At 60.6% G+C, this 21,234-nt stretch carries 14 protein-coding genes and 1 pseudogene; 12 read left to right on the top strand and 3 right to left on the bottom strand.

Annotation, left to right across the window (positions count from 1 at the left end):
* Positions 1-768 precede the first annotated feature (768 nt).
* From CEW88_RS18835 to CEW88_RS18820, 4 genes are all read left to right on the top strand, one after another.
* On the top strand, positions 769-1,509 hold the full coding sequence (locus CEW88_RS18835) for a hypothetical protein (RefSeq protein WP_108969677.1): 741 nt from the start codon (positions 769-771) through the stop codon (positions 1,507-1,509).
* Positions 1,506-3,749 carry an integrase catalytic domain-containing protein gene (locus CEW88_RS18830; RefSeq protein ID WP_108969675.1) on the top strand — a complete coding sequence of 748 codons (2,244 nt, stop codon included), beginning with the start codon at positions 1,506-1,508 and terminating at the stop codon, positions 3,747-3,749. Before CEW88_RS18835 ends, CEW88_RS18830 begins: the two co-directional genes overlap by 4 nt.
* Complete coding sequence (locus CEW88_RS18825; RefSeq protein WP_254694492.1) at positions 3,746-4,648, top strand: ATP-binding protein; 903 nt, start codon at positions 3,746-3,748, stop codon at positions 4,646-4,648. The genes CEW88_RS18830 and CEW88_RS18825 overlap by 4 nt, the downstream gene beginning before the upstream one ends.
* A gap of 759 nt (positions 4,649-5,407) precedes the next feature.
* Positions 5,408-6,166, top strand: coding sequence for a hypothetical protein (locus CEW88_RS18820; RefSeq protein WP_108969952.1), 759 nt, complete (start codon positions 5,408-5,410; stop codon positions 6,164-6,166).
* Positions 6,167-6,457: 291 nt separating this feature from the next.
* On the opposite strand, the gene CEW88_RS18815 is transcribed toward CEW88_RS18820, so the two are convergent.
* The 3 genes from CEW88_RS18815 to CEW88_RS18805 form a co-directional block, all read right to left on the bottom strand.
* Entirely contained in the window at positions 6,458-7,525 is a 1,068-nt protein-coding gene (locus tag CEW88_RS18815; RefSeq protein ID WP_108969673.1) for an IS110 family transposase, read from the bottom strand.
* A gap of 341 nt (positions 7,526-7,866) precedes the next feature.
* Positions 7,867-9,393 carry an arylsulfatase gene (locus CEW88_RS18810; protein WP_254694491.1) on the bottom strand — a complete coding sequence of 509 codons (1,527 nt, stop codon included), beginning with the start codon at positions 9,391-9,393 and terminating at the stop codon, positions 7,867-7,869.
* A 576-nt stretch (positions 9,394-9,969) separates the two neighbouring features.
* Complete coding sequence (locus tag CEW88_RS18805; RefSeq protein ID WP_108969671.1) at positions 9,970-10,374, bottom strand: Rrf2 family transcriptional regulator; 405 nt, start codon at positions 10,372-10,374, stop codon at positions 9,970-9,972.
* Between the two features lie 102 nt (positions 10,375-10,476).
* Here CEW88_RS18805 and CEW88_RS18800 point away from each other — a divergent pair, with 102 nt between their 5' ends.
* From CEW88_RS18800 to CEW88_RS18765, 8 genes and pseudogenes are all read left to right on the top strand, one after another.
* Positions 10,477-11,871, top strand: coding sequence for an MFS transporter (locus tag CEW88_RS18800; RefSeq protein ID WP_254694490.1), 1,395 nt, complete (start codon positions 10,477-10,479; stop codon positions 11,869-11,871).
* Positions 11,868-12,503: an SAM-dependent methyltransferase gene (locus CEW88_RS18795; protein WP_108969669.1), complete on the top strand. Its 636-nt coding sequence runs from the start codon at positions 11,868-11,870 to the stop codon at positions 12,501-12,503. The genes CEW88_RS18800 and CEW88_RS18795 overlap by 4 nt, the downstream gene beginning before the upstream one ends.
* Positions 12,504-13,061: 558 nt before the next feature.
* Positions 13,062-14,954: a DUF3604 domain-containing protein gene (locus CEW88_RS18790; RefSeq protein WP_108969667.1), complete on the top strand. Its 1,893-nt coding sequence runs from the start codon at positions 13,062-13,064 to the stop codon at positions 14,952-14,954.
* Between the two features lie 83 nt (positions 14,955-15,037).
* The gene (locus CEW88_RS18785) at positions 15,038-15,970 is read left to right on the top strand and encodes an IS5 family transposase (RefSeq protein ID WP_108969665.1); all 933 of its coding nucleotides are present in this window, start codon (positions 15,038-15,040) and stop codon (positions 15,968-15,970) included.
* A 236-nt stretch (positions 15,971-16,206) separates the two neighbouring features.
* A pseudogene (locus CEW88_RS18780) lies at positions 16,207-16,838 on the top strand (tyrosine-type recombinase/integrase).
* Between the two features lie 203 nt (positions 16,839-17,041).
* A complete protein-coding gene (locus CEW88_RS18775) occupies positions 17,042-17,719 on the top strand; it encodes a 2'-5' RNA ligase family protein (protein ID WP_159099669.1) in 678 nt (225 codons plus the stop codon).
* 771 nt (positions 17,720-18,490) lie between these two features.
* Positions 18,491-19,600, top strand: a complete 1,110-nt coding sequence (locus CEW88_RS18770) for a mandelate racemase/muconate lactonizing enzyme family protein (protein WP_108969662.1) — start codon at positions 18,491-18,493, stop codon at positions 19,598-19,600.
* A gap of 454 nt (positions 19,601-20,054) precedes the next feature.
* On the top strand, positions 20,055-20,987 hold the full coding sequence (locus tag CEW88_RS18765) for an IS5 family transposase (RefSeq protein ID WP_108969660.1): 933 nt from the start codon (positions 20,055-20,057) through the stop codon (positions 20,985-20,987).
* The last annotated feature ends 247 nt before the right edge of the window (positions 20,988-21,234 follow it).

The raw sequence follows: 21,234 nt of genomic DNA, 5'->3' as shown, positions 1-21,234 counted from the left end.
CTGGTGCATTCCTGCGGGTTATACTGCATGTGCGCGGAGCAAAGCTGTCTCATCAGGATACCTGCCATAGCGAAGTGAAAAGCTGAGGCCGGGCGGCTTCCATTTCAAAGCATTGAGACCGAGGTTTAACGCTTTTAGAGTTTGTTCCCGCCAAGGATACAAACTTGCCGATCTTCAAACCGACGGACTATCTGCACCCATCGGCTCGCCCTTCGCCGGCGCCCGAGTTGCGCGGATTTTGCGGGAACGTCGACAGCGGCGCGGCGCGCAACCAGGGCGCGATCTAATTGCCACTTTGTTTCCGTCAAAGATGACCACTCGGCGGGAGAGCTGCAACTTTCTTCTCGCGATGTTCTGTGCATGGCCTTGCGAAAACATGTCCGCCATCGTCCTGCCGGCTCCTAGAACGTTGTGCCTGCGGTCTTCGACATGGCCACTTCAAGAAAATACACACGATATTTTTTCGCATTTTCAGTAGGTTGACTCTAATTCAGCAAGAGCCTTCAAGGCCTGGCGCATTTTTCTGTTTTGGATTTTCAGCGGATTCGCGGACCTTCCCCTTGTGCAAGGTCGGCGGTCCACGAGGGCCAGGTCCTGCGCAAAAGAAAACGCGCACCCTCGGGTGCGCGCCTGGAAGTTGGGGCAAAGATCGCCCGTGTATCACTTGCCAAGCTAGAGGCCGAAAACGGTCCGGGCAAGCGCGGTCTGAGCTCCAGGATGAAAAGATGACTACCCCGGAAACGCCTCGTTTCCGGGAACGGAGACGGCATGTCGAATTACGAAGACTGGTTGCAGGACCAACCGGCACCCAAAAAGGAACAGCCCGCCCTAGTGGTGGCACCGATCCACGGGGTGCTCCCCTATGCAGGTGCTCTTAATCCCCTGAACCGCAGCGACACGGCCAAGCGGGTGTCGACAGCTCTGGCAACGCCGATGACGGGCGGCATCCGGCAGGTTTACCATTTCGATGGCGATTCCGAATATGCCGTCACCCTGGATGCCCTTCGCAGCCCCGAACTCTATGGACTGGAAGTGCAGCTTGCCCCTGTTTACTACTATTGCCGTCGCCAGAAGGGAGTGTACCCCCATCACTTCGACTTGCGGCTGACCTTCCGGGACGGTTACCGGCGCGCGGTCTTCGTCCGCAACGCGACGAGCTTGGCGAGGCGCGAAACCCAGGACGAAATCGACGACATCTTCGCCGCGGTCACCGAGGACTTTGCTGACGACTGCATGGTCGTCTGCACCGATGACTACACGCGCGCCTATCGCGACAACCTTCGCCGTATCTGGGACTATCTGCAGGTGTCGGACGATGACGCGGATGCGCTCGTCGAGGAAGCCGCACGCAATACCAGCTATTGGTACCTGAGCGACCTGATCGCGAATTGCGACATGGAGCCGTGGCGCTGCTACCAGGCGGCGATGCGGCTCATCGGTCAGAATGTGCTCTGGACGGACATGCATGGGGTCATTGATTACCCCTCCCGGGTCGCGCTGAACGCATGACCTCGCAACCGCTCTACAACATCCCCAAAGGATCCATCCTGAAGCTGGATGGTCGCGAACTGACGGTGTCGGTTCGCGAGGAGAGCGGTTATGCGGTGGAATGCAAGGAAACCGGCGAGTGTTTCACGCTGCCGCTTGAGCGGGTGGAGACTGCAATCCGACACCGGGATTGCGAGGTCATCAAACCGGCCGATGTTGAAAAGCGGAAGGCCCTGCTCAAGCATACCGACGGCCTCGAGTGCGTTGAGCAGCTTTCGGAAAAAGACCAGCGGATTGTCCAGGCGCGCCTCGCCCTTGTTATCGCTCAGAACGAGCTGCGCGCCGAGGGCGTGAAGCTCACCCAGCGCAGCATGAACAAGGACGGTACACATCGCCGTTTGCTACTGACCCGCGCGGAAAAGCTTGCGCCTGGGCACAATTTTCTCGGGACACGCCGCGGCGGGAAGCTCGCAAGCGGCTTCGATGTCCCGCAAGGTCGGACCCTAGCCAGCTACCGCGACGTCTATCATCGCTTCGATCAGAACCCAATCGTCTTGGCGGATCGTGACCGCATGAAGGGGCGTCGGGAGCCAAGGCTCTGCGAATGGCAAGAGCGGTTCATCGACTACGTCCTGAACCGTTGGCATGATCCTAAGCAGCCAAAATTGGCATCTGTTTACAAGCTGGCGACAAAAGTCTTTCACCGCTCTCCCCGAGAGATGGCGCAAGTCATCAACTTTCCCTCGATCACGACGATCCGCACGCGTGCGAAGGCGATTTCTGGTGTCGTGACCGTGATCGGTCGCGGAGGAGCGCGGCATGGGACCAACACCAAGGGAGCTGGTTCTACCGATGTGCGCGCCCTGGGATTCGGTGAGAAGTTCGAAACGGATCAATACTTATTGTCAATTTTCACCTCCGGCGATGGTGTCGTACGTGCTGAGGTTATCGATCCCAAGGAAGCTCCGCAGGAGCTTGCGGACAATGAGATCCGACGCTGCTGGCTCCATGTGATCCTTGATATCGCGACCCGCGAGGTGCTGGGCTGGGTCATGTCTGAAACGGCCGATGCTGATCACAGCAAGGCTCTGCTTCGCATGGCGACGCGGGACAAAACGAAGGAGAAGGTGCGATACGGCTGCAAACAGGATCCCGTGCCGCCCGTCCGCCTGGGACTTGCGCTGGCGGACAATGGCACGGCCACCCGGAATGCAGACGTTTATGCGGGTCAGCTCGGAATGGGCATGACCGTGATGACGGCGCGCGCGCACCAGCCAATGGACAAGCAGATGGTCGAGCGGCTTTTCGGCACGACGCAATGGGACGTGCTGAACTTCCGGCCAGGGTACACTGGTAGCCGCCCTGGCGAACTGACCGGCTACGAGCCCAAGCCCTCGGCCGAAATCAGCCATGACGACCTCTATGGCACCCTCACACGATACTTCATCGATGAGTATCCCTTCCGGCCGCATCGCGGCACCGGGATGTACGGTGCGACCCCTCGTCAGAAGCAGGAAGAGGCCCTGAAGCTTTACGGCCCGATGGAACCGCCGTCGCAGCGCGACCGGTGTCTGCATTTGGGCGCGAAGGTCCAGGCAACCACGACGTCAGAAGGGGTAAGGGCGTTCAATATCCCGTTCAACTCTACGGAACTCCAACGCTTTGCAGCGGGGAGCCCAAAGCGGGTCACCGTTCACCTCGATCCCGACGACCTGCGGAAGGTCCATGTCACTGCCGAGGGTGAAGACGCCGTGATTGAAGCCCGCCTTAGCATGACCGTCTTCAAGGACCAGACGCTCGAAGAAGCCATCGAAATCATGGAGGCTGCGACGAAGTCCAATCCGAGCTTGCGGGAACTCCATGATCGACACCTGGGCGAAGCGATGAAGCGTCGCGCGTTTGAATCCGGCTTCTTCCCCGATTCCCGCGATCCGTCGAGCTACCAGACGCTCGCACAGCTCGAGGCTCGCGCGAGCAAACTGCTTCAGGTCGAAGCGCGCCCCGCCGCCTATGTCGGTGCGACTGCCGCACCCGGGCACCTCATGAGCAGGGGCCGCACGTCGGGTGTGGTGCCGGCACGCCCCGCCGGTGCGGCACCGTTCAGGCCCCCGTCCGCATCGACGCCTCTCAGGGCAAGCGCACCTCCGCCACAGTCCGCTGGACCGACGGATGTACCCCCAGAGAAGGGGGCCACTTCGGCGCCAGGCCCTGACGACATCAAGACCATGACCTTCCTCCCCATCAAGGATAGCAAACTGTGACCAACCCCTTCATCATTCCCTCGTTGGCAAACTTGAATGCGGACCTGGCGCAGCGTCATTTCCCGCTCGCCAGGGGCGAGGAACTTCAGCAGACCTTCGCGCAGCTCTTCAGTCGCCACCTGGGGCGTCTGCAGTCCGGGAAGGGCTTCGAGGCACGCAGCCTCCTTGTGACGGGGCGATCTGGTTCTGGCAAGACAGCCGAGATCTCGGACATGCTGAACCGCTTCAACGAGAGCGCTGTTCGCATGCCTGACGGCAAGGATGCGCGGTTTGCTAGCTGCGTGCTGGAGGCGAAAGGGAGTTGGAAGGACCTTGGTCGCAAGACGCTGCACGCCTTGGGCTATCCCATTACGAACAAGACGCGCAAAACCCAGTTTGAGATCTGGGATCTGGTCGTCAAGCAGGCCAAGCTCCAGGGCGTCGTCGGGATCTACTACGACGAAGCCCAGCATATCATGCGCGGAAAGTCAGATGCCGAGGTTCTGAGCGTCCTGGATGCTTTCAAGACGCTCATGAAGTCACATGACTGGCCCCTCATGTTGATCCTTTCGGGTGTTCCGGAACTGGGAGGCTATGTGCAACGCGAGCCGCAGCTCGATCGGCTGATGACCAGGATCGAGTTTCAGGAAATCGATCTGAGCAGCGCACCCGGGCATCCGGCACAGGACTACGAAACCCTCAACGAGATCGTCGGCAGCTACGCGATCAGCGCGGGGCTCGATGTCGATGCGAGTCTACCGACGGGAGATTTCCTGCACCGCCTTGCGACCGCCGGCGCATTCAGGTGGGGCTGGTCATCGACATGGTCGTCGATGCCGTGGCACTTGCCGTTGCCAGGAGGGAAGGGATGGTTGAACGGTCGGATTTCGTGGCGGCTTGGTGTGAGAAAACCGGAATGAACCAGCTGGCGACACCGTTCACCCATGACAGCTACGAGCGGATGTTCCGGAGGGACAAGCCGTTCCGGGCCGCCATCGGCACCTGATCTTCCAGGACAATTCGGTCTTCGAGAAACCCGCGCTTCGGCGCGGGTTTTTTCATGCCTGGAAGTTGGCGTCCGGATGCCCGCATGAGCTAACCCTCTGAAGCTGCGCAGGTTTTTGGTTTCTGCGCAGGCATATGCTTTCACTCTGGGAATCGCGTCCGACAAGTTGTTGAAAATGTTTATGGATTCCTGGCGCCGAATCGGAAGTGATTGATTTTGCGCATTCATCTGCTTTCTCTGACTGTCAGAGTCAGAGCAAGCATATGAGTGCGCAAAACGAAGCATAAGCGTGCGCAAAGGGTGTCAAGGGGAAATCACTCCCCCAAAGGCTAACTTCTGACACAGGTCGATTTATAGAAACGGCGGAGTTCTTGCTCCGCCGTTTTCCTTTGTGGGGTTGCATGTGGCGTCCCGCTCATGATCGGCGAAGCCACCCTATGGGGGCGGTCGGACTGCCTCGCGGGTTGTCTATCCAAACTCTAGGCGGTCGCACCGCTTCTTATTCGATAGGGACGGGCACTACCTCCCAGGTCTTCCGCTCCCGCGGTGCCGGACGCGACGGGCCTAAGCCGTCGTTCCCCGAAAAGTTGGCATGCTAAGTTTGGGCCCAGCTAACCGGCCATTCACTGCGGTCGCGAACTTGTCCAAGCAGAGAATGCGCACGCGCGGGATCATGGAGTTCAAGAGCGGTCTGTGGCAGCATCCTGGCATGATCAATTTCCGCACTCTTGCTGACGGGCATCCCGATCTCGCGCATTCGCCACTGCTCCGTGGCGCTCTCCTGACGCTACATTATACGCGCACGCATGGGGCAATCGGCCTCACCAAGAACATGGCCTTCAAGCGCATCTTCGTCCACTGGGCCGTCGAGAATTTCGACTGGCCAGGCAAAACCGCCGAAGAGATGTTTCGCTACAACAAGGTGATCAATGAATACGAGTTTCCGCCGCTTGAGATTCTGCATTTCTTACTGATTTCTCTGCGCCTGGGCCGTCACTTCAAGGGTGAGTTTCGGCTGACCAAGCGCGGTACAGAGCTGGCGCAAGCCCCGGCTCTACTGTTTTCTGAGCTGATCCCATACTTTCTGCTCCGGATGGATCACTCATCCTATGCGCGCTTTGAGGACCGTCCGTTCGGAACATGGGATGTCTGGATTAATGTGATTAACGTCGAGGCAGATTTTGGCACGACCGAGGCTGCCTTGTTCAAAATCTTCTACGGCGAGCCCGAAGATTGGCACACTGCAGGGTGGCGAGAAATGGCGGCGTTCTCATCCTGCGTGCTGCGACCGCTCGAATGGGCGGGATTTCTGAAAGAGACCCGCGAAGATGCACTCGGCAAACAGGCCTGTCATGTGTTCAAAACGCCGCTCTGGCGCAGCGCACTCCACCTGGACTCCGATGATATGCTGCGACCTATGCCTGTTCATTGATGCTCTTTAGCAGTCTTCAAGTCGCGCCACCGGTCAAGTGGGATCGGCCCAGATGTATGTGCCGGCTGCTGTTCGCAATCAAGAATTTGGCACGACTTCGGAAATCGCTCATATGTATCCGGCCTGTTGATCGGCTCGCGGGCCGTGGCCTTGATGGGGTTACGCACGCGCCGTGGTCTCATTACCGGCAAGGTCCAAAATGACCATTTGGGCCGTCAGACTCTGGGGGCGTATCTTCTCCGTTCCATGCTGTCGTCTCTATCGCGAACTCCTTGGTGGCTGTGGAAGGCGTCAAATCGCTTCCATCGCCGCGTCTTGTGAGGCGTCGAACCGGGTGCCGTGCCGCAGAAGGCTCCAGGCGGTCCGAGCCAGCTTGTTGGCAAGCGCGATGGCCGCCTTGTTTCGCGGCATACGGGCGACTGCCTCGGTCAGCCACGGGCCGAAACTGAAGTCGGACCATCGGTGAGGGCGCATCATGATCACTTTCGCAGCTTGCACGAACAGCATCCTCAGATAGCGGCTGCCGCGTTTGGTGATCCGGCCGAGGATCGTTCGCCCGCCGGTGCTGAACTGTCGGGGCACCAAGCCAACCCAGGCGGCGAAATCGCGCCCCCGGTCGAATGCCTCGCCTTTGCCGACGGCCGCAACCATCGCCGTCGAGATCATTGGCCCGATGCCGGGTATTGTCATGATGTTGGCGCAGTTCTCTTCGGTTCGGCTGATCCCTTCGATCTCGTCGGAGACATCCTCGATCCGTTTGTCCAGCCAGAGCCAGTCGCCGTAAAGCCCGATCAGGATACCTCGCATCCGGGGCGAGAACTCGTCCCGCCGCTGTTCGAGGATCGTCTCAAAGGAATTCTTCAGCGCCCGCAGCCCCGACCTGACGGTGATGCCCCGCTCGATCAGGAAGGCCCGGATCTGGTTGATGGTCGCCGTGCGCCGCGACACCAGCCGCGCGCGCACCCGGTGCAGGGCCTGAAGGTCGAGCTGGTCCTGGCTCTTCTCCGTCACCGTCCGCAGGTTCGGCCGCAGAGCGGCTTCGGCGATCCCCTCGGCGTCGTTGTAATCGTTCTTCTGACCCTTGTTGAACGGCTTCACGTAAATCGCCGGGATGATCCGTGGCTCGAACCCCATCCGCCGCAGCGTTCGGCTGACAAAATGGGCGCTGAGGCAAGCCTCCATCCCGACCACACATTGCGGCAACTTCTCGAACGTTGCCTCCAGCGCAAGCCGCTTGATCTGCTTGCGCAAAACCAGCTGACCCGAGCAGTCGAAACCGACCAGATGGAATGTATCCTTGCCGATGTCGATGCCGACAACCGCCAAGTCTTCAATGCTTCCTGTCTTCTTCGCACACATGGCTGCTTCTCCTTTGGCGCGGATGATCCCAATGCAGGATAACCCAACGGTGGGGGAAGCAGCCGGCACATCCCATTACCTACCGTTCAGTCCCTGGCCGATCGCTGCGGTGCAGCTTCACCAGACCGGCCATTCGTCCATCGCGCAGCATTTTCGGAGGATGAAGGTCGGCAGGGCGGACCTTCCTGCCGTTCGCCGCATCTGTAAAGGTCGGCGCGCGAGGGCCCGGCGGCGGTTCTTCGCTGCCCACGCAAAAATGAAACGGGTGTGGAGCTGATAGGCTTTGAAATGCAAAGCCCCCGGCGAAACCTGCCGGGGGCATGTTGTGTTTCAATGCGCCATCAGTGCGGAGCCGGGGAAATCCCCTTGACCATCTCGTCGATGTCGAAATCGAAGCTCTGCATCCGCGGCGGATACTCTTGTAGGGACGCCAGCAGTTCTCCGACCACACCCAGCATCGGAGTAAAGATCCATGAGCGCTCTTCGAGCCAATCTTCGTAGCCTCGGGCCTCGGTGAAGCGCTCGAATGGGTCGAGCTTGAGATTCACCAGCTGCGGGATGACATAGTCCTGCCGTACGCCGTTGAACCAGCGATCCTGACTTTTGAACAACAGCTTGTAATCGCCGTAGCGGACACCATTCAGGGTGGTCTCGGTGAAGTAAAAGAACTCGTTGCGCTGGGTCGGGCCCTCGCCCTTGATCAGCGCGCTCTGGTCGTAGCCGTCGAGGTGGATTTTCTCGAAAGTCTTTTCACCAGCGGTGTAGCTGGTCAGGAGCTCTTCCTTTAAGTCAGGCTGACCGAGCTGTGCCATGATCGTCGGCACCCAGTCTTCCATCGACATGAACTCGCCCGTACTTTCTCCCTCGGGGATGACGCCCGGCCACTTGACCATCATCGGCACCTTGAAGCCGCCCTCATAGCCACCGACACCCTTCTCGCCTCGGAAGGGATGGTTGCCCCCGTCCGGCCATGCGACGGAATAGGCGCCGTTATCGGTGGAGAACATCACCATGGTGTTGTCCGCAACCCCGAGTTCGTCGACCAGGTTCAGCAACTCACCCACGATGTCATCCATCTCCATCATACCATCGGCATAAAGCCCGTACCCGCTCTTGCCGTCGTACTCTTCCGAAAGATGCGTGTTCAGGTGCATTCGCGTGGTGTTGTGCCAGACGAAGAAGGGATCGCCCGCTTCGACAGCGTCGGTGATGAAGCGCTTGGATTCCTCGAGGATTTCCCAGTCGAGAGTTTTCTGACGCTCGGCCCCGAATTCGCCCTTGTCCTCAATCCGCTGAGAGCCGTCTTCCTCGGCCCAGGAGTGAATGACGCCGCGCTGTTCGCCCCCGCCCAGGATCGAGGGATCGTCCGGATAGTCATAAAGCTCGAAATATTCGCCGGCGTTTAGGTGATAGAGGATGCCAAAGAACTCGTCAAAGCCATGGGCGGTGGGTAGGTGCTCGTCGCGGTCGCCCAGATGGTTCTTCCCGAACTGACCGGTCGCATAGCCGAGAGGTTTTAGCATTTCCGCCAGCGTTGGGTCAGCGGCGTTCATGCCCTGCTCGGCCCCGGGAAGGCCGACGGTCGCGAGACCAACCCGGATCGGATACTGACCGGTAATGAAGGCTGAGCGGCCCGCTGTGCAGGACGGATGGGCATAGTGGTCCATGAACAGCATGCCGTCGTCGGCAATCCTGTCGATGTTCGGGGTCGACCCGCCCATCAGGCCGCGATGGTAAGCCGAGATGTTGTACATGCCGACATCGTCACCCCAGATGACAAGGATGTTGGGCCGGTCGGCTTCCTGGGCAAGGAGCGGGGTTGCGAGCAGGATCGCCGACGCAACCGTGCCCGAGATCAGCTTCATCATTGGAAAATCCTCTGCCGGTAAACTTCAAGTTGAATCCCCAACACTTTCCCATAGGTCACACAAAACGCAACATGTTTTGAATAAAAGATATTTGTCAGCGAAGGTCTGCCTGAAACTCGTTGAATAATGGCGCCGATCCCGCCTAAAGCGCGCCTTACCCCGCACTTTCTGCTGCGACTGCAAACCGCCGTCGCAATCGATGACCGCTTGGGGCTCGGAGGGGTCGATCGCTGCGCTCAGCCTGAACCGCAGCTTCCGTGAAATGTGTTCAGCGGTGCGATGTCGGCTACCTGCGCATTGCTGCCGGAGGCCCGAGGCGCTTTGCATGACCGGAGCCAGCCCTAGCTCGACAGTCTTCTCGAGTTGCCCCGCACGGTGAAGCGGACCTTCACCCCAAGACCATTGGACGAGCGAGGAGCGGACAAAGCCGCCGCTAAACACGTTTGCCTCTACGGCCGGACTCGGCCTGAAGCTGCCGGTTATCGCCTATCAGTATCGACTACCTGCGGAGGTGCGGCAGAGCTTTCGGCCCGGGAGTGAGCGAAGCCTCGACCTCTAACGGTCGCTCAGGCCACCTCATGGTCTGACAATCTCTGCCACCGTGAGAGCTGCGAGACGCTCTTCGAAGACCTGCCGCGCCGACTGAAGTGCGTCATTCGTGGCGGTGTTTGCTGCTCGGGCCAGCAGGCATGTGGGCTGGTCCTCGTCAGGAGCGATCGCAAAGAGCTCCGGCGAGCCGAGTGCGCTGTACAGATCCAGCAGGGAAATCTCGCTCAGCGGCCGTGACAGGCTCCATCCGCCGCCATGCCCCTTGGTGGAAGTGAGCAGCCCCGCCTCTCGAAGCCCTGCAAGGGTGCGGCGCACGACGGTGGCATTGGTTCCCAGCATCACCGCGATCTCCTCGGACGTAGCTGGGCGGTCCATTTCGGCGAGATGCAGCAACGCGTGAAGGACGCGGGGAAGGCGGCTGTCGGTTCGCATGACACCTCTCATGATACTTTCGATGATGCGAGAGTTGATCGCCCACCAATAACGTGTCATACGATGTTACGAAAGATTCGACCCAAACACCAGAGTTCAGACATGACCGTGCCCACTCCGCGGGCCCGATGGCTTGCCATGGGGTTCCTCTGCCTTGGCAGTTTCATCAATCTCCTCGACGTAACCATTGTCACCGTCGCCTTGCCGCGCATTCAGTCCGACCTGGCGGCCACGCCGACACAGCTGGAATGGGTGGCGGCTATCTACGTGCTGGCGCTGGCGGCGGGGATGCTGCCCATGGGCCGGTTCGGGGACAGCTGGGGGCGCAAGCATCTCTTCATCTGGGGGATGATCGGTTTCACCCTCGCGTCCGCTGCATGCGCAGGGGCTTTGAGCATCACCATGCTGATCGGCGCACGTCTGGCGCAGGGGCTGTCAGCGGCGGTGATGGTGCCACAAGTGCTGGCCATCTTGAACGTGACCTTCCCGCAAGAGGAGAAGACCCGTGTCTTCGGCCTGTTTGCGGCGGTTTCCAGCCTTGCATCGGTTGCCGGACCGGTGCTTGGGGGCGGGCTAATCGCGCTCGATCCTTGGGGCTTGGACTGGCGCGCCATCTTCATAGTGAACGTGCCCTTGGGGATTGTGGCCGTCATAGGCTCGATGTTCACGGTGCCAAGAGAACGAGGCGTGTCGCAAGCGGTGGATTGGACCGGCACGACGCTCTTCGCGCTGACGACTGTCTGCCTCGCCCTGCCCCTGGTCGAGGGGCGCGCGATGGGCTGGCCATGGCCGATCATCGCACTCCTTGTCGCATCCTTGCCGCTGGCGGGGTTGACCGTGGGCCACATGCTGCGGCGAGATCGTCGCGCCCGGACAGCTCTGATCCCCACCCTTCTTTTGCGAAATGCGTCCTTCCTGCAGGGCCTCTGCCGGGTCGTGTTCGTGTTTTCCGGCATTCCTGGCTTCTTCCTTGTGCTGACAGTCTACTTGCAATCGACCCTCGGCTTAACGCCCATGCAAAGCGGGCTTTCCACGGCAGCCTTTCCGGTGGGGGTGATGGCGGCCTCGATGAACGCGTCGCGCGTGGGCGATTGGCCGCTGCCTCGAAGGATCGGGGTTGGCGCAGGACTCCTTGTGGCGGGCATGGTGCTGACTGCTCTGGTGCTGTTGCAGATCGGAGCCAGCATTGCGCCGTGGCACCTTACTGTCCCGCTCCTTGTCTGCGGACTCGGGATGGGAACGGTCGTGGTGGCCCTGTTCCAGTCCGTGATGGCGACGGCCGCTACGGCAGAATCCGGCGCTGCTTCGGGCGCGTTGCAGGCGTTTCAGCAGATCGGCGCGACACTGGGTATCGCAATTGTCTCGGGCATCTACTTCGGCCTTTCGGCGAACGGTGCTTCGCTCCGTGCCATGATTGCCGCCTGTCTTTATCCAATGATCCTCTTCGCGCTCCTTGGCCTCGACAGCCTTCGCAAACAAGGAAGGAAAGCCACATGAAACCGACCATACTCGATACCGACACCGCGGAAAAGTTCTGGGATCGCCATTGGTCCGGGATGACCCGACCGAGCAGTGGAACCCCCTCCGCAGCACTGGAACGCCTCGTCGCTGGACGACCTGCCGGCCGCGCCGTCGACCTTGGCTGCGGGCGTGGCGATGATGCGATTTGGCTTGCGAGGAATGGATGGCAGGTGGTTGCCGTAGATGTATCGCAGACAGCCCTCGATACGGTTCGACGCAGCGCCGAGACCGCCGGGGTCGTAAGGCAGGTCACCTGTTTGCGTCATGACCTTTCCACGACGCTGCCTGACGGCCCGTTCGATCTGGTTCTTTCAATGTTCACCCATACGCCATTGGAATTTGATCGTACCGCCCTGCTCCGTGCCGCGGCTACTCTCGTTGCGCCAGGGGGACTCCTTTTGATCGCAGGGCACGGAAGCCTCGCCCCCTGGGCATGGAGCGATCCGGAGATACAGCTCCCCAAGGCGCAGGACGTTGCTGACGCCCTAGCGCTGTTCGATTGGAACATGATCGAGATCGCGGACTACCCGCGCGACGCGCGCGGTCCCGATGGTCAGGTTGCGCAGGTCCTTGACAGTGTTATCGCCCTGGAACGCCCATTCGATTAGGCGTTTCAGCTCAGGCCGAGGAGCGCTTCCCAGCCTTCGAAGCATTTGGAGCAAATCTTCGCACGGCTCAATTTTAGATACGCTGTACGAAGTGAAGAGCACAGTCTACCGCCCGACAGCAAGGTCGCCATGTTGCGTTAAGCGGTCTTACATTTCAGGCGCAGCATCAGACAAGAAGGGCTCTCAATACGCTTTGGCCGCAATCGGTTCCGACGGCCGGTTAGAAAACCTCGCCGTTCATCAAGCCGAAGCTGAATTCACCGAGTGCGGACTTCCTGCCGTTGGCGGCACAAGCGTTCCGACACCCTTGAGGTGGCCTTGCCCTGATCTGTGTCTGCTCGGTTGAAGATGCGGTCATGCCATTGCGCCTCAGTTTCTGGGTGAGCCGCAAAAACAGGAATCCTGGCGCTGCACGCCGATCGGAGCGGTTGCCCTTAAACGAGCCTCACGCTACCGTGATGGTGAAAATTGATTGTTTCTGGCCGAGCGACCCGCTCCAGAATTTTTGCACCGACGCGCCCGCTTTGCCGCGCCCTTATTTAATCCAGGGAGATTGCCATGCGTCTCGTTTCCACCTCCATAATCTGCGTCGTGCTCGGGCTACCCCTCGCTGCGCAGGACATCGCCGTGACCGAGGAAGACATCAAGATCGGCGGCGCGGAATACTCGCCCTATCTCCACCAAAGCTACCCCGACCGGGTCTTCTTCGGTGATACGCATCTCCACACCAGTTACTCCACAGATGCGGGGATGATCGGCAACACGCTGGGACCGGATGAGGCCCTGCGCTTCGCCAAGGGCGAGCAGGTGATTTCCTCGACGGGACTTCCCGCACGCTTGATCCGGCCGCTCGATTTTCTCGTGGTTGCAGACCACGCCGAGAACTTGGGTCTCGCGCCGATGATCGAGGTCTCCGATCCCGAGCTGCTTCGGGATCCGCAGGGCAAAATCTACCACGATCTCGTCAAATCCGGGAATGGCTGGGAAGCCTACCAAGGCTGGAAGCAATCCGGCGCGGCGCTCGAGGATTCTATGCCGAACCCGAAACTTCTAGCGAAGGCCTGGAACCAGATCATCGATGCCGTCGACCACCACAACGAGCCGGGTGTCTTCACCGCCTTCCATGGTTTCGAGTGGACCTCCTCGCCTGACCTGCGCAACTTGCACCGCAATGTCATCTTCCGCGACGGGGCCGAGGAAGCGCGGCAGGTCATCCCGTTCAGCATTTTCGACTCCACCGACCCCGAGGACCTCTGGGACTACATGGAGCGCTACGAGGAGAAGACCGGCGGCAGCGCTTTTGCCATCGCGCATGGCGGCAACCTTAGCCAGGGCCTGATGTTCGCAGTCGAGCGCATGAATGGCGAGCCGCTTGATGCCGCCTACGCAGAGCGGCGCATGCGCTGGGAGCCGATCTATGAGGCGACGCAGATCAAGGGCGACGGCGAGGTACATCCGATGCTCGCGCCGGATGATGAGTTCGCCGACTACTACCGATGGGACAAGGGCGATTTCGGGATGAACCCGAAGGAGCCGCAGATGCTGCCGCATGAGTACGCCCGCAGCGCGTTGAAGATCGGCCTTGAACAGGCCATGGCAACTGGAGGCAATCCGTTCAAGTTCGGCATGATCGGCTCGACCGACAGCCATACGTCGCTCGCCTCGACACGAGAGGAGAATTTCTTCGGAAAGTTCGCCGGCACGGAGCCGGCCACCGACACCCGTTACAGCGATCTCGTCAGCCAAGACCTGCGTCCGGACGGAGACGGCTCGCTCAATGTCTACCATTGGGAGTCGCTCGCTTCGGGCCTTGCCGGGGTCTGGGCCAAGGACAACACGCGCGAGGCGCTCTGGGACGCGATGTACCGCAAGGAAGTTTACTCAACCACCGGGACGCGACTTCTGGTTCGGGTTTTCGGGGGATGGGATTTCGAGCCCGATGAGGTCAACCGTCCCGATTTCGCGCGGTACGGCTATCAGCAAGGGGTGCCCATGGGCGGCGATCTGAGCAGCGCGCCCGAGGGAGCCGCGCCGAACTTCATGGTCCGCGTCCTGCGCGATCCGGATGGCGCCAATATCGACCGCATCCAGATGGTCAAAGGCTGGCTCGACGCCGATGGCGTGTCGCAAGAAAAGGTCTTCGACATCGCCTGTGCCGACCGGGAGATCGTCGACGACAAATGCAGCGGCCCGGTGGGCGACACCGTGGATGTCGAAAACGCGAGCCACACCAACACGATCGGTCGCGCCGTCCTCGGCACCTATTGGGAAGACCCGGAATTCGATCCGACGCAAAGCGCCTTCTATTACGTCCGCGTCCTTGAGATCCCGACGCCGACCTGGATCGCCTATGACGAAAAGGTCTTCGGCAAGCGCGATGCCCCTGAGGAGGCCCTCCGGAAACATCAGGAACGCGCCTATACGTCGCCGATCTGGTACACGCCGGGGTGAGTTGATCGTGGCGATACACAGGGCGTTGTTGCACAAAGGGGCGAGGGATTCACCTTGTGAATCCAATGTAGTAGCCGGAAGGTATGAGCAGACCTCCGAAGACGACCTACAAGACCACCAACTGGCAAAGCTACAATCAGGCGCTGAGGCAGCGCGGATCACTGACCGTTTGGTTCGATCCCTCGATGCATTGGGAAGCCATTCCGTCGGCGCGTCGCGGCCGTCAGCAGGCCTATAGCGACGCTGCGATCCAGGCCTGCCTCACCCTCAAGACACTCCTCGGGCTGCCGCTCCGCCAAGCGACCGGTTTCGTGGCGAGCCTGCTCGAACTGTCCGGGCTCGGCTGGTCCGTGCCGGACTTCAGCACTCTGTCACGTCGCCAGAAGACTTTGAGCGTGACAATCCCGTATCGCGGTTCCAAGGGGCCGCTGCATCTGCTCGTGGACAGCACCGGCATCAAGGTGGAAGGCGAAGGCGAGTGGCACACGCGCAAGCATGGCGGCTCGAAACGAAGGGTCTGGCGCAAGCTCCACCTCGGGATCGATGAGGAAACGCTGGAGATCCGGGCGGTCGAGGTCACCTCCAGCAATGTCGGCGACGCGCCGATGCTGCCGGACCTGCTTGCCCAGCTGCCCCCGGATCAGGAGATCGCCACCGTTACAGCAGACGGTGCCTACGACACGCGCGCCTGCCACGACGCCATCGCTGACCGCGGTGCGGCAGCAATCATTCCGCCCCGCCGCAACGCGAGACCCTGGACGCCGGACACGGCAGGAGCCCGAGCGCGCAACGAGATACTGCGGACGTCAAAGCATCTTGGCCGGGCGCTGTGGCGGAACTGGAGCGGCTACCACCGACGTAGCAGGGTGGAGACGAAAATGAACTGCGTAAAGCTACTCGGACAGAAGCTGATGTCCCGCGACTTCGACCGCCAGGTTGCCGAAGTTCAGCTCCGTGCGGCGGTGATGAACCGCTTCACTGCCCTCGGCATCCCGGTCACCGTGGCCCTGGGATAAGTGTGTCCGGGGAAAGGGGAACTGCGGTAATCATCTGATTTGTGCAACAGCGCCGAACTACGGTTCCGGCTTCGTCAAGCTCGAATGTCGAATTTGGGCTCGGTGGGGCCTTGCGGCAGCGCGTCGGCGGCGCCCCGGAGCCAATCTTCTTCACCGGTCATTCGCGACATCGCTTAGTATCGCAGGGTCACGCGATGTCGACGCCTGGGCCGGGAGGGACGGATGCAGAAAGTCTCATGTCCAAAATCCAGCTCCCCGCCATCAAACCGAAGCGACGCCCCTGGAACCGTGGCAGGCTCGTTGGCCAGAAACGGCCTCTGCTGCCGAAACAGGTCTGGGCGATCCGTGCGCGCCTCGAACTCGCGGACAACCTTCGCGATCTAGCTCTGTTCAATCTCGCCATCGACAGCAAGTTGCGGGGCTGCGACCTCGTCGGTCTGAGGGCGCCGAGCTCGTTGTCGGCGATCGTGTCCGCGAACGCGTATCGGTCATCCAGAGCAAGACGCGGCGCCCCGTGCAGTTCGAAGTCACGGAAAACACCCGAGCTTCGATCTCGGCGTGGGTGAAGCGGCCGGAGATGATCGGCTGCGCCTTCCTGTTCCCGAGCCGGTTTCATGCCAGCCCGCACATTTCGACGCGACAATACGCGCGACTCGTCCGAGAGTGGGTGAGGGCGATCGGTCTCGAGCCGAGCGGCTACGGCACGCACTCGTTGAGGCGCACCAAGGCTGCACAAATCTACCGCAAAACAGGCAATCTTCGCGCGGTCCAGCTCCTGCTCGGTCACACCAAGGTGGACAGTACGGTCCGGTACCTGGGCGTTGAACTTGAGGATGCTCTGAGCATCGCGGAGTCGGTCGACATTTGATACCTTAGGCGAACGGCGAACGCCGTTCGCCAGCTGAGACCGGACGTGCGACGATCAAAGTGCCGACGTGGGCTTCGAGCCCTTTTGCGACATTTGAACACTGATCAAGGTGGGCGGAATGATGTCGCGCGATCTCACTGAGATCGGTATGATTGGCTCCACCTTTCCAGCGACGACATTGCTTAATGGGAGAGTACATTGTCATGATGAAATACATTATTGCATTTGCCATTGCCCCTTTGTCCGCCATCGCACAGTCAGAGATCATCGCGATCGACGTCTTGATCGAGCCTGACCAGGCCATGATGGAAAAGGCTGAAGAGTGGAACTCGCGACTGCGGGCCGAACTGCCGCAGGGCTTCGAGCTTGACGCGGCTCATGCTCCACACATTACCCTGCTGCAAACCTTCGTCTTGCGTGATGACATGGACGCCATCCTCGCGGCGGTTGCAAAAGTCGGCGGCCAATTTGACATCGACGCACTCACGATGGAGGCGACCGGCCTTTACCATGTTCCCGCGGGAGAAATCGGCCTGCAGGGGATCGTCATCGAGCCATCGCAGGATCTGCACGCGATTCAGGATGAAGTCATTGAAGCGATTGAGCCTTTTCGCAAGCCAGCGGTCGGTGAAGAGGCGTTTGTACCGGACCCATCAGGAGCCCCCTTCGATCCCCAGCTCTTCACCTATGTTGATAGCTTCGTTGCCGAGCAGTCGGGCGAGAAGTTCAACCCGCACGTCACTACGGGTGTCGGTCCTATCGACTGGGTCGAAGCGCGAGAGACTGAGCCGTTCGAGGGGTTCACCTTCGGTGCTGAGGGCATCGCGGTGTATCAGCTTGGCAACTATGGGACCGCTGCTGAACGCCTGTCCGGAAAATAAGTCAGTTCGCTGCGACAGGGCGTATCAAGAGTGTCCGGATAGTCCGCATCGGCGGCGCTGCGACGACGCGCAGCGAAAGGTGGCATTAAATTCCCTGGTTTGACGCAGCCTTCAACGACCGCTTCCATGATCTTCGCCGCGACGCAGAACCCAGCTTGCTGCATCTGCGCGCGCCTCCATTGTCATGCTGCAGTTGCATTGGTTGGCCGCCGAACGACCGGAAAGTCCTGCACTGCCGACCTCGGGTCGTGGGAAATGCTGCGGCCAGGAGGAATGGCCGCTTCTGTGACACTGCGGTGGGGCGTCCTGGCCGAGGGTCAGGGTCAGCTATGGGCCGGTCACGTCATGAAGGGAGAATAGTGATCGCCGCATCGCCATGTCCGCTACCTGCGCCTTGCTGCCGGTCGCGCAGCACTCCGTGGTTTCTACAGCAGCTAAGAAGTTGACTTGCTTCGGATTCACCCTGCTGACTGGGCCAGCTGCCTTCGCTTTGGCGCAACGGCGCAGCCGAGCATGGCTGTCTTCATCTTCACCCTCGCCGCTCTCGCGCCTAGCTGGTCCAAATAGTGCCGAGCACGGGCACTCAGCTAACGAAGGCACTCGAACGATGCTATTCGCTCGGAAATGAACGGTCGGACCTTGAGTCGCTGGAGATCAATAGCGGCCAGATGCAGCATTTAGAGTGTTGAGAAGTCGCTCCGGCATTATCTTGACCCGCCGCGCCAAAGAATTGCAACATCCCAACGTCCGACCCGCAAGCCAGAGGGACTGATGGCCAAGATCGAGCGCGTCGAGATATTCATGGTGAACCTGCTTCCGAAGGTGAAGCGCACGGACGCGATCCAGAGCTTCGTGAGCCAGGAAACGCCCTTCGTGCGGATCACGGATGCCGAAGGCGCAAGCGGGCTTGGCTATTCCTACACGATCGGGCAGGGCGGTCCTGCCATTATGTCGCTTCTGCGCGAGACACTGGTTCCCCGGCTGATCGGGCAGGAGGCCGAGGCGATCCAGCGCATCTGGCGCGACCTGCTGTTTTCCAGCCATGCAACCAGCGTCGGGGCGATCACCTCGCTCGCGCTGGCAGCCGTGGACACGGCGCTCTGGGACCTGCGCTGCAAGCGGGCGGGGCTGCCGCTTTGGCGCATGCTGGGAGGGGCGAAAGACAGCGTTCCGATGTACACGACCGAAGGCGGCTGGCTGCACATCGAGACGGACGATCTTGTCGCCGATGCGCTTTCGGCGCAGGCCGCCGGGTTCGCGGGCAGCAAGGTCAAGATCGGGCGCCCGCACCTGAGCGAGGACCGGGAGCGGCTCACAGCGGTCCGCGAGGCCGTGGGGCCCGCGTTCGAGATCATGGTGGATGCCAACCAGTCCTTCAATCTCGCCGAGGCGACCCGGCGCGCGAAGGTGCTCGAGCCGCTCGCCATCGCCTGGTTCGAAGAGCCGATGCCGGCCGACGACGTGGCCTCTCACGCGGTCCTGTCGGCGCGAACCTCGGTGCCGGTCGCCGTTGGCGAGAGCATGTATTCTCTGAGCCAGTTCAAGGACTACCTCGTCGGAAACGCGGCAAGCATCGTGCAAGTGGACGTCGCGCGCATCGGAGGGATCACCCCCTGGATGAAGGTCGCCCACATGGCGGAGGCGCACAATGTGCCGGTCTGTCCGCACTTCCTGATGGAACTGCACGTAAGCCTCGTCTGCGCGATCCCGAATGCGCCGTGGCTGGAATACATCCCGCAGCTTGATGAACTGACCAAGGCGCCGATGCGGATGGAGAACCGTCGGGCCTACCCGAGCGACAGCCCCGGTCTCGGGATCGATTGGGACGAGGACAGGCTTGCCGCGTCGCGGGTAAAGGGGCTGGATTTGACCGCAAGCTAAACGCGGATCAGAGATCCTTTAGTTCCGTTGGTTCATATTACACAGTTCTTTGAGCCCTAGGCTTCGGTTCACGCGAGGATCATGACTGCCGAAAACACGTATAGATAGAGTTATGGATTTTAAGTCATCCATTGGTTGTGTGTTCCGGTATGACCAGGAGCGCCGCGGATCGCTGCCGTAACGGCATTTTGGGGGCTTTTCGCCTCGTTCCATCGCTTGGCTTTTCTGCGAAAGGGTCCGCTGCCTCAGCGGTCACTTCGCATAGTTTTTCGTTCAGGCAGCAGGCTTGACCCCGAAAGGAGCCGCCTAGGGCGCTTTCAAGGCTTCAAGAAAATTTATTTTTTTCGCAAAATCAATTGGTTGACTCTCTATCGCGGGTGGAGGTCTAGAAAGGCGTTGTTGCACAAAGGGGCGAGGGATTCACCTCGTGAATCCAATGTAGTAGCCGGAAGGTATGAGCAGACCTCCGAAGACGACCTACAAGACCACCAACTGGCAAAGCTACAATCAGGCGCTGAGGCAGCGCGGATCACTGACCGTTTGGTTCGATCCCTCGATGCATTGGGAAGCCATTCCGTCGGGGCGTCGCGGCCGTCAGCAGGCCTATAGCGACGCTGCGATCCAGGCCTGCCTCACCCTCAAGACACTCCTCGGGCTGCCGCTCCGCCAAGCGACCGGTTTCGTGGCGAGCCTGCTCGAACTGTCCGGGCTCGGCTGGTCCGTGCCGGACTTCAGCACTCTGTCACGTCGCCAGAAGACTTTGAGCGTGACGATCCCGTATCGCGGTTCCAAGGGGCCGCTGCATCTGCTCGTGGACAGCACCGGCATCAAGGTGGAAGGCGAAGGCGAGTGGCACACGCGCAAGCATGGCGGCTCGAAACGAAGGGTCTGGCGCAAGCTCCACCTCGGGATCGATGAGGAAACGCTGGAGATCCGGGCGGTCGAGGTCACCTCCAGCAATGTCGGCGACGCGCCGATGCTGCCGGACCTGCTTGCCCAGCTGCCCCCGGATCAGGAGATCGCCACCGTTACAGCAGACGGTGCCTACGACACGCGCGCCTGCCACGACGCCATCGCTGACCGCGGTGCGGCAGCAATCATTCCGCCCCGCCGCAACGCGAGACCCTGGAAGCCGGACACGGCAGGAGCCCGAGCGCGCAACGAGATACTGCGGACGTCAAAGCATCTTGGCCGGGCGCTGTGGCGGAACTGGAGCGGCTACCACCGACGTAGCAGGGTGGAGACGAAAATGAACTGCGTAAAGCTACTCGGACAGAAGCTGATGTCCCGCGACTTCGACCGCCAGGTTGCCGAAGTTCAGCTCCGTGCGGCGGTGATGAACCGCTTCACTGCCCTCGGCATCCCGGTCACCGTGGCCCTGGGATAAGTGTGTCCGGGGAAAGGGGAACTGCGGTAATCATCTGATTTGTGCAACAGCGCCCCAGTTGACGAGAATGTTGGAGGCCGGCCTGAGCCGCGGCGCAAGAGGATCACCTGACGCCCGTCATCGGATCAAGCACGCCGCGCTTCTGCGCTTGTTGCCCCTTTGCCTAAAGGTCTGAAACTGGCTCCCCGCAGTCCGATGGTGATACCGGCGCGCCGATAGGTTTTCATGAGAAGGTTGAAGGGGCCCG

Source organism: Alloyangia pacifica, assembly GCF_003111685.1.
GTDB lineage: Bacteria > Pseudomonadota > Alphaproteobacteria > Rhodobacterales > Rhodobacteraceae > Salipiger > Salipiger pacificus_A.
Note: the sequence above shows the minus strand (reverse complement) of the source record. Positions and strands in the feature narration are given on the sequence as shown.